Here is a 9,564-nt window from a genome sequence, read left to right as displayed (position 1 = left end):
GGGCGTTCGCCCGGCAGACGGAGGGGGCAGCGGAGACAGCGAGCACTCCAACCACTTGGCCTCTGGGAAATCGGATCCCGGGCGGAAGCCCGGAATCCGAAGAGGCGGGCAACCTGCCCCCACAACCTTCTCTCCAGGGGTGGCGTACTCTGGCTTGGTGACTCTCACTCAGAAGATCTCGATTCCAGCGCTGGTGGCTCTGGTTCTCGGCCTTCTCACGGCGACACCGGCCGGAGCGGGCTTCGGTCCATTCTGCGACGAAATCGCCTACGACTCCGGTGACCCGACCCATGTTCTGTACGGCGACGGCAGCCCGGTCGACCCGGTGTCGGGGTTGATGCTGCTCGATCTCGGCAGCGCCGGCGGTGGCCGGGTGGTGTTCTGGGACGGGATGTTCCCCGGGGGGGCCGTCGGCGTCCTGATCTTCGGCTCGGACTTCGGCGATGTGATCTGCGGGACGACCGGCGACGACGAGATCTGGGGTAAGCAGGGGAGCGATCGCGTTTTCGGGATGGGCTCGATGTCCGACTTCGACCCGGACACCGGTGTCGGTGGCGACCGGCTGTTTGGGAACCGAGGCCACGATCTGGTGGTTGCCGGCACGGCGACCGACGCACCCTCCTCGGAGGGAGCGCTACTCGGGGGCGGGCGGGGTCGCGACACCCTGGTGTTGGGTGACGGCACTGGCGCGCTGGGTCGGGGCGGGCAAGACGACGACACGGTTCTCGGGGGGAGTGGCGCCGCGCAGGAGCTGCGCGGGGGCGACGCTGCCGATGTGGTGCTGGGTGGTGCGGGTGCCGGCCAGAGCCTGTACGGAAACGCAGGGGACGACGACCTGCTTGCCGGATCCGGGGCGAGTCAGCTTCTGGTCGGCAACAGGGGCGATGACACGCTCGGCGGGGGCATCGGGGCCTCGCAGCGGCTGTTTGGTGGTCGAGGCGACGACACCCTCACCGGCGGTTCCGGCGCGGGCCAGGGGCTCTACGGCGGTGACGATGACGACACGCTGACGGGCGGCGAGGGATCCGTTCATCTGCTCAACGGAGGCCGGGACGCCGACCTGCTCGCCTCGGGGTCAGGTCCTTCGCACACGGTCTACGGGGGCAAGGGGGTGGACACCCTCAGCGGTGGAACGGGGGAGGGACACTCGTTCCTCGGAGGCGAGGGCCACGATGCGATCGTCATCGGCCAGGGCGTCGGCCACGCGGGCTACGGCGGGCCCGGCAACGACTTGCTCGTTGGCGGTGAGAACCCTTCGATGATGTCCGGTGACGACGGCGGTGACTCGCTCGAGGCCGGAGACGCCGGAGACACCCTCCTGGGCGGCGCCGGAATCGATTTCCTCGCGGGGGGTGCCGGCCCCGACGACCTCGATGGCGGTGAAGGGAACGACGAACTCCATGGAGGCGAAGGCGCCGACACCCTGGCCGGGGGCACGGGACACGACCTCTTGTACGGGAATCACCCCAGTGGTCCCGGGGGATTCGACGTTTCCGACGACGCCATCGACGCGATGTCGGGCGACGCCGGAGACGACACCTTCTTCGGTAACTGCGACGACGGTGCTTTCGACACCGCAGACGGGGGGCCGGGCGACGACGATCTCTCTTTCAGCACCGCCGACAACACCGGGGTGGAACTGGCCCTCGACCCGTGTGACTGAGCCCCCGGCCGGCTAGGCAGCCCGGGGATATCATCGACAGCCGCGCCGTGCTCTCATGTTCGGGGGGTTTGTGACGAAACCGACGATTGCGGGGGCGATTCAATCGCTCGATGAGCGGTTCGGCCTCGCACCCCTCCCCGAGGCCGACGGCCCGGTGTTCGTCCTCGCCAGCGGCTGGCGCTCGGGCTCCACTCTGATGCAGCGCCTGGTCGCCTCCTCCAACGAGATCCTGATGTGGGGTGAGCCGTACGATCTCGCGGGCCTCGTCGATCGGATGGCCGACTCGTTGCGCCCCGCCGGTGACCGCTGGCCCCCGAAGGATTCGATCGTCGACAGTGCGCCTGACCCGGGGGATTGGACCGCCAAGGCGTATCCGCATCCGGAGCACCTGCTGGCGGCCCACCGCGCCCTGTTCGATCGGCTGTTTGCCACCCCGGCTCATGAAGCGGGGTTCGGCCGGTGGGGCCTCAAGGAGGTGCGACTCGACGGCGAGCATGCCTACTACCTCCAACGACTCTTCCCCGACGCCCGGTTCGTCTTCGTGCACCGCAACCCCTACGACGCCTTTCTGTCGTATCGGGTCTTCCACGACCTTCGACCCAAGATGGGGTCGTGGTGGTGGCGGTGGCCGGATGTCCAGGTCACCACCGCCGAGGACTTCGGGGCGATGTGGCAGACCCTCACCGAGTCGTTCCTCGAATGGTCGCCCCGGCTGGGTGGTGAGGTCATCGGGTACGAGGACTTCAGTACCGGCACTGGTTTGGACCGTATCGAGCGGCTCATCGGGGCCTCGATCGACCGGAAGGTGCTGCGGGTGAAGCTCGCCCGCAAGCCAGGGAAGAGCAACGACGACGGAGTCGCGCAAGCGCCACTGTCGGAGGCGGAGCGCGCCGGGATCGAGGTTACCGCCGGTGCGCTGGCTCGGCGGCTCGGCTACGAGGGGCCCACCGGAGATGCTCGATGACCCGGGGATGGCGGCGAATGGTTCCGGGGCCGGTGAAGCGGATGGTCAACCGCTATCGGACGGGGAACGCGGGCAGCGGCCGGAGCGGAGGGAACTCTTCGCAGGCGGCACGGGACCTTCGCAAGGCGCGCCAGAGGATCGCCGTCTTGAAAGAGCGGACGCGTTCCGACGGGGACCGATGGGCACGCCAACTCAAGGACCTCGTGCCCCGCCAGAGCCAGCCCTTGGACGACCTCGCCTATTACCCGGCCGGCAACTGGAACGCCTACATGCGGCTGCTCTACGCCCGGGCTCCCGAGTTCGGATTCGCCCCGCGGCCGCTTGACCGTATCGAGCGCGTCGACGACCTTCCCCCGACCTCCGTGCTCCACCTCCACTGGACACGGTCGGCCCAGGTGGGCGCCGAGACCGTTGCCGAGGCCCGGGCGAAGACCGAAAGCTTCATCGAGCCGATCGAACGGTTCGTGGCCCGCGGTGGGGTGCTTGTCTGGACGATCCACGAAGAACTCCCTCACGATTGCCGGTTCCCTGAGGTCGAGGTCGAACTGCGGCGCCGGCTTGCAGGGTTGGCGCACGGCATCCATGTCCTCCACCAGTCGACGGAGGAAGCGGTGGCCGGGCTGTACCCGCTGGATCCGGCCAAGGTTTTCGCGATCGAACACCCCCTCTACACGGGGGCATACGAGGACTTCGTCGGCCGCGACGCGGCCCGTGCCCTGCTCGACCTTCCCGACGACGCGGTGATGCTCCTCGGCTTCGGCGCGATCAGGCACTACAAGGGTTTCGATCGGCTGGTGGGTCTCCTCCCCAGATTGCGCGGGGAGACCGGCCAGGACGTGCGGGTGATGATCGCCGGCCGGACCCTGGCAACCGACGACAACTCCGGGTTGCGACGGCTCGTGTCGTCGACGGCGGGAGCTTCGATGACCGAGGATGGACCGCCGGAAGCCGCGGTCTCCATCCTCTTCAGGGCTGCCGACGTCGTGGTGCTTCCCTACCGGGAATTCTTGAACTCGGGCGTGCTGCTGCTCGGGCTCTCGTTCGGCGTGCCCGTCATCGTGCCCCGGACCGCGGTGTCGGCCGACTTTGAGCGCTCCGGTCTGGTGAGGCTGTTCGAGGCCACCGACGACGAGGATCTCGCCCGGGCCCTCCGCGAGGCAGTGGGCCACCGTGTCGCGGTGCCCCGACAGGTTTCGGCCGAGGTGTTGGAGCGCCACGACCCGCATCGGATCGCCGGTCGATTCGCCGAGCAGGCGCGCGAGATCGTCACGCTGGCGCGCCGATGACCGACAGGTCCGGTGGGGCGGTCCCCAGGGTTTACGCGGTGGTGCTCAACCACCGGCATTCGCGGGATGCCCTGCGGGCGGTGGCGAGCCTCTTCGAATCGACCCCGCGGCCCGCCATCGTGGTGGTCGACAATGGGTCACCCTCGCGCCAACTCGAAGTTCTCCGGTCGGGGCTGCCGGCAGATGTCTCGTTCGTCGAGTCGCGGGAGAACCTCGGCTACGCCGGGGGCAACAACCTGGGAATCTCGGTGGCATTGCAGGCAGGCGCCGACTTCGTGTGGATGCTCAACGCCGATGTCGTCGTGGAACCCGAGGCGCTGAGCCTGCTGCTGGCGGCCGCTGCCTCCCATCCCCGGGCGGGGATCATCGGATCCCGCGTGCTCCACGGCCACAGCGAGGAGATCTGGTTCAACGGCGGGGAGATCGTGTGGGGGAGGGGGGGAGCGACCCGCCACCTCGCCATGGGAAAGCGCGATTCGGAAGTACCCGCGCTCGGCCCGTCCGTCGTCGACTACGTCACCGGGGCGGCGATGCTGGTGAGGTCCGAGGTGTTTGCCGACGCCGGACTGCTGCCCGAGGACTACTTCCTCTATTTCGAGGAGACCGACTTCAGCGTGCGCGCCCGGCTGGCCGGGTGGTGGGCGATGCACGAGCCGCGCTCCCGGGTCCGCCACTTCAAACGCTCCTCAGGCGCCCTGCCGCAGCCCTATTTCGTCTATTACTTCATCCGCAATCGGATCGTCTTCGGCACCAGATACACCGGGTGGACCGCGGCGCGGATCGTCGAGGACCAGCAGCGATTCATCGAGTCATGGCGGCGCCGCGTCGCCAAAAGAGCCTACGACTGGCTCCCGGTATACGAGCGCCTGGTACAGATGGCGATCGACGACGGCACCACCGGTCGAACAGGGCGCCGAGAGGACATCGAGGAGGTGCCGGGTCCTGGTCACGGCGAGGCTCGGTAGAGAGGTTGGTCCTGTGAGGGTCCTCCGTTGATTTCCTTGCGTCTCCCCCCGGTATTTCCGGGGGGAGTGCCCCGAAGGGGCGAGGGGGGCAGCCGACCCTGCGAGCAGGACTGGACCCGTCAGGCCGTCTTCGGTTGACGGGCGGCCCGTCAACCGTCCTCCAGAGGCACCGTGGTCAGGGTGCTCGCTGTCGGCTCACTTCGTTCGCTGGGCTGCCCCCTCCTCAGGAACCCGGAGGGTTCCCCACCTCCCCCGTCGAAGACGAGGGAGGATGCCACCGTGAGCGGGACTGGGCCCGTCTTCTGGCTTCAACCGGACTTTGCGTCCTACTGATGGCTCATGATTCGGCGATGCGAGATGAACTGAGACCACTGAAGCCGTTCGCGAGCCACAACCGGGGCCGGATGCCGCTGGGGGAGGTCCGACTCTGGATGGAACTCCGGAAAGGTGCGCTGGGGTATCGGTTCCGGCGGCAGCATGTGATTGGCCGATACATCGTTGACTTCGTGTGTCTCAAGGAGAGACTCGGCGTCGAGGTGGATGGCTCACAGCACTATCGATCTGAGACCGATGCCGAGCGAGATGAGTACTTGAATCGCCACGGTTACCGGGTCCTGCGGTTCTGGGCCTGGCATGTCCTCGAGTTCAGCCCTGCCGTCGTTGCGGAGATCACTCGGGTCCTCAACGGCCACCCGATCGTCGAGTCGCTTCAGCCCGGCGACGAAGTCTTCGAACGCAAGATCCGTGCGGCGACCGAAGCCGGCGAGTTCGGACGGAGCTAGGAAGGGAACTGGGCCATGTGAGCGTCCTCCCCCTGCCGTCTTCGGCGGGGGAGGCGCTTCTTCCCTGCCTCCTGCCCCCTCCGCCACTGCCGAAGACGGCGGCGCGGGAAGCGGGAAGCGGGAGGCGGGAGGCGGGCAGGCTTCCTGCATCGGTGGGCCGGATCGTTACGCTTGCGACGTTGAAGCAGTCTCCCGAGATCGCCTGCATCGTGGTCAGCTACCGGAGCCAACGGGACATGGTGGCCGCCGTCCGATCCATCCTCGTCCAGGACGTCCCCGTCGAGGTGGTTGTGGTCAATTCCGGGGGCGGGGAGCCGGCCGCCGCCCTCGCCGCAGCCGGCATCGAAGTTCCGGTCATCGACCATCCCGAGAGACTGTTCTTCGGCGGTGCCGTCAACCTGGGGATCGCCGCCACTAGCGCCCCTTTGGTGTCGTTCCTTGCGGCGGACTGTATCGCAGAGGCCGGTTGGCTGGCGGCGCGCGTCGAAGGGCACAGATCGGGTGCGCCAGTCGTGGCCGCTGCGGTCACCAACGCCTATCCAAAGAACGTGTTCTCCTGGGCGGCACACGTGTTGCTGTGGTCGACACGCATGCCCGGGATCCCTCCGGCGCAGGCGCTGCTCTACGGTTTCTCGTTCAAGCGGGAAGTGCTGGAGGCAGTCGGCGGCATCCGGTCCAACCTGCGAGCTGGGGAGGACACCGACATCAAGGAGCGCCTATCAGGCAGGTACCAACCGGTGTGGGAGCCCAGGGTTCGGACCGCCCATCGCAACCCGAGGGGCATCTTCTCCCTCCTTGCCGATCAGTACCGCCGTGGTTCCCGCAGCGTTCGGACGTGGCGGGACCTGGGTCAATTCGAGGTGAGCCGCACGGTGGCCCGCAACGCGCTCCGCCGCTTCCCCTCGCTGATCAGGGTTGCGTGGGCGGCGGCGCTCCCCGGCGAGCGTCGCTGGATCGCCCTGGCCACCCCCCTGGTGCCGTTGGGTGCATTCGCTTACGCCTTGGGAGCGGCGATCGGGCGTGGAAAGGCCTGAGCCCGACCCACAGCCGCTGCCCGCGTGGCACGGGCTACAGCTCCCGATCGCGCTCCGGCAGTCTCCCCCCAACCAGCAGCCGATACGAGCGGGCCAAGATGGGGTGAGCCCTCAACCAGGTTTGTAGTCGCACAGCGCGCGAGGAGCGCAGCAGCTCCAGGTCGGCCTGGAGTGACTCCACCTGGACGGTCAACTCCCGGGCGAGGGAAACGGATGCGGTCGACGCCTCGAGGGCGGCATCCAGCCGCTCGCGGAGCACCCCGATCTCGGCTCGGGCCGCCGAAACGCGTCGTCCGATGTCGAGCTCGGTGTACCCCTGGGCCTCCCGCATCGCCTGGGGAATCACCAGGGTGTGCAGCCGGTGCAGATACGCTGCCAGCTCGGCTGCCTCGGAGGCAGCGGCGACGCCGGCTTGTCCGGACCAGCCGGCAATCACGTCCGCATACACCTTCTCGATGCGATCGACCGCTGCCTCGATGCCAGCATGTTCTCTGATCCAGGCCTGCACTGCAGCGGCATCGACAGGGTCGTATTGGTCCAGGCGGTCTCGAATCAGATCGATCCGGGGCGCATCATCCAACGCAGCCATGCCGAAGTTGGCGGCGGCAAGTCCCTCGACCGTGGCACGGGTCACCATCGGTCCCAAACCCTCCGCGTCGCACATGACCACGGCGCACCCGACCGCCATGGCCTCCATGGCGGCCCGGCCCCGGGCGAACACGATGTCGTAATCCGCCAGGACGTCCTCGGGCCGATCGAGGAATCGCCCGGTCTGGACCCCAAGGCTCTCGACCTCGATGCCGCGCTCCTCACACGCGATCACCGCGAGATGATGAAAGCCTTCACCCGGTACCGCATTGTTGCCGAACACCAGGGCGCGTTTCGCCCGCCCGGGAAGCGGCTGCGGACGCGGACGGAACCGCGCTAAATCGACGAAGTTCGGGACCACCTCGACCATTTCAGGGGGGATGCCCTCTTCGGTGACCAGGCGATCGCGGCGTAACGCATCGACGGCGACATAGCGCACGATGCGAGAGAAGCGAGGTGGCATCTCCTGCCACGGCAGCCACCCGTGGCAGAAGAAAACCGCCGGGACTCCCGGAAGGTGCAGCAGGGCTTCGACCGTCGGGAGGTGGTGCTGACCGTGGATAAGATCCGGGGGATCGTCGAGCAGTGACAGGTCCCGGACCACCGGTACTCCACATTCCCGCACATCTTCGGCGGCCCGTCCGAGGAACGGGGAGTAGGCCATGGGGTGATGACCCCGCCGCCTGAGCGCCGCGGCGACGTCCCGCAGATACAGTTCCGAGCCTCCCCTGACATCGAGCTGATGGTTGGTGAGCAGGATTCGCACGGGTGGACCATAGACTCTGCTGAGTTCGAGAGCGGGGGAGCCTCATTCCACGGTTTCATCTTCCACGAGTGTTGACGCGCCGTCGACCCGCCCGCTTGTTGTCGCTGCTCGCCTTCCGCGACGAGATGCGCTTCCTGCCCGGTTACTTCGTCAATGTGGCTGCCGAATTGGACGGGGTCGTGGCACTGGATGACGGATCCACCGACGGGTCCGCGGAATACGTGATGGGCCGGCCCGAGGTCCTCGAGCTGATCCGGCAGCCGGTGCGGGAGCCGCACCACTGGGACGACGCCCGTAACCACCGTCTCCTCGTGGAGGCGGCCCGACGTCATCGGCCCGACTGGCTCCTGGGCCTGGACGCTGACGAGCGCCTGGAGCACGGATTCAGGGCGCGTGCCGAGTCCGAGATCAATCGGGCGCGGCGCGAGGGGTATTCCGCATACTACGTATGGTTTCGCGAGGTGTGGGGCTCCCCAACGACGATCCGCATCGACGGCATCTGGGGACGGAAGCAGCAAGCCCGCATGTTCGCATCCCGCGACGACCACGAGTTCCACGAGCAGAGGCTGCACGGTCATTGGGCACCGCTAAACGGTCGCCTGGCCGACGGGAGCTTCCCGTCGGCTGATCTCATCATCTACCACCTGCGCATGCTGCACCCCGAAGATCGGATCGCTCGCCGGGACCGGTACAACCGCCTCGACCCCGACCACAAGATGCAGGCAATCGGATACGACTACCTGACGGATGAAACCGGCATCGAGTTGGCTCGGATCGATCCCGCGCGCTCCTACCGCCCGACCCCCGCCTGACCGGAGGCGACTGGCGATTCGCCGTACCGCGGCGCCCGCGGAACGATGTCTTGAAGGCAGGGACGGAACGATGTCATGAAGGCTGCCGGGAGGCGGGAGGAGGGAGGCGGGAGGCGGGCTGCCACTATCGTCGCTGGGCGACCATGAAGAAGATCGACCTTGGACTCCGCGGACCTGTCTTGCTCGACCCCGACGTCTTCCGTGACGACCGTGGCTTCTTCATGGAGAGTTGGAATCGGCGGACCTTTGCGGAGGTCGTGGGGGAAGACGTCGAGTTCGTGCAGGACAACCACTCGCGATCCTTCTCGGGCGTGCTGCGAGGCGTTCACTATCAGTTGCCGCCACATGCCCAGGGGAAGCTGGTCCGGGTGACGCGGGGCTCGGTGTGGGATCTGGCCGTCGACCTGCGGCGGAGCTCACCCACCTTCAAGAAATGGGTGGGGGTCGAGCTGACCGAGGACAATGCGCTGCAGTTGTGGATTCCTCTCGGATTCGGCCACGGCTTCCTCACCCTCAGCGAAGTGGCGGATGTGCTCTACAAGTCATCGGCTCATTACGCTCCCGACGTCGACCGCTGCCTGCGATGGGACGACCCCGAGATGGCCATCGACTGGCCTCTGGACGGACGGCAGCCGACGGTCTCGGAGCGAGATGCCGGGGGCGCAACCCTCGCCGAAGCCGCGTTGTTCGACTGATGAAGGCAC

General features: G+C 67.4%; 9 protein-coding genes. 8 read left to right on the top strand and 1 reads right to left on the bottom strand.

The genetic code is table 11. From position 1 onward, the window contains the following. Positions 1-157: 157 nt before the first annotated feature. The 6 genes from WD184_08620 (at position 158) to WD184_08595 (ending at position 6,694) form a co-directional block, all read left to right on the top strand. Positions 158-1,663 carry a calcium-binding protein gene (locus WD184_08620; GenBank protein MEX0826795.1) on the top strand — a complete coding sequence of 502 codons (1,506 nt, stop codon included), beginning with the start codon at positions 158-160 and terminating at the stop codon, positions 1,661-1,663. Positions 1,664-1,733: 70 nt separating this feature from the next. After that, a complete protein-coding gene (locus tag WD184_08615; protein MEX0826794.1) occupies positions 1,734-2,627 on the top strand; it encodes a sulfotransferase in 894 nt (297 codons plus the stop codon). Further along, positions 2,624-3,913, top strand: coding sequence for a glycosyltransferase (locus tag WD184_08610; protein ID MEX0826793.1), 1,290 nt, complete (start codon positions 2,624-2,626; stop codon positions 3,911-3,913). The genes WD184_08615 and WD184_08610 overlap by 4 nt, the downstream gene beginning before the upstream one ends. Beyond that, positions 3,910-4,878 (top strand): glycosyltransferase family 2 protein, encoded by a 969-nt coding sequence (locus tag WD184_08605; protein MEX0826792.1) that lies wholly within the window; start codon positions 3,910-3,912, stop codon positions 4,876-4,878. The genes WD184_08610 and WD184_08605 overlap by 4 nt, the downstream gene beginning before the upstream one ends. A gap of 332 nt (positions 4,879-5,210) precedes the next feature. After that, entirely contained in the window at positions 5,211-5,660 is a 450-nt protein-coding gene (locus WD184_08600) for a DUF559 domain-containing protein (GenBank protein MEX0826791.1), read from the top strand. 179 nt (positions 5,661-5,839) lie between these two features. Further along, positions 5,840-6,694, top strand: coding sequence for a glycosyltransferase (locus WD184_08595; protein ID MEX0826790.1), 855 nt, complete (start codon positions 5,840-5,842; stop codon positions 6,692-6,694). Positions 6,695-6,728: 34 nt separating this feature from the next. Here WD184_08595 and WD184_08590 read toward each other — a convergent pair whose 3' ends face one another. Next, positions 6,729-8,048: a glycosyltransferase family 4 protein gene (locus WD184_08590; protein ID MEX0826789.1), complete on the bottom strand. Its 1,320-nt coding sequence runs from the start codon at positions 8,046-8,048 to the stop codon at positions 6,729-6,731. Between the two features lie 68 nt (positions 8,049-8,116). Here WD184_08590 and WD184_08585 point away from each other — a divergent pair, with 68 nt between their 5' ends. Both WD184_08585 and rfbC read left to right on the top strand, forming a co-directional pair. After that, positions 8,117-8,860: a hypothetical protein gene (locus WD184_08585; GenBank protein ID MEX0826788.1), complete on the top strand. Its 744-nt coding sequence runs from the start codon at positions 8,117-8,119 to the stop codon at positions 8,858-8,860. A gap of 143 nt (positions 8,861-9,003) precedes the next feature. After that, complete coding sequence (gene rfbC, locus WD184_08580; protein MEX0826787.1) at positions 9,004-9,555, top strand: dTDP-4-dehydrorhamnose 3,5-epimerase; 552 nt, start codon at positions 9,004-9,006, stop codon at positions 9,553-9,555. Positions 9,556-9,564: the final 9 nt, after the last annotated feature.

Source organism: Acidimicrobiia bacterium, assembly GCA_040878325.1.
In the GTDB taxonomy this organism is placed as follows: Bacteria; Actinomycetota; Acidimicrobiia; order Spongiisociales; family UBA11373; genus JAUYIV01.
The sequence above is the reverse complement of the archived record's forward strand: the minus strand, read 5'-3'. Positions and strand labels throughout refer to the sequence as shown.

What these genes read in the sequence shown, in the direction of transcription:
- WD184_08605 (MEX0826792.1), top strand. Translation starts at nt 3,910, where the DNA reads ATGACCGACAGGTCCGGTGGGGCGGTCCCCAGGGTTTACGCGGTGGTG.
- rfbC (MEX0826787.1), top strand. Translation starts at nt 9,004, where the DNA reads ATGAAGAAGATCGACCTTGGACTCCGCGGACCTGTCTTGCTCGACCCC.
- WD184_08610 (MEX0826793.1), top strand. Translation starts at nt 2,624, where the DNA reads ATGACCCGGGGATGGCGGCGAATGGTTCCGGGGCCGGTGAAGCGGATG.
- WD184_08600 (MEX0826791.1), top strand. Translation starts at nt 5,211, where the DNA reads ATGGCTCATGATTCGGCGATGCGAGATGAACTGAGACCACTGAAGCCG.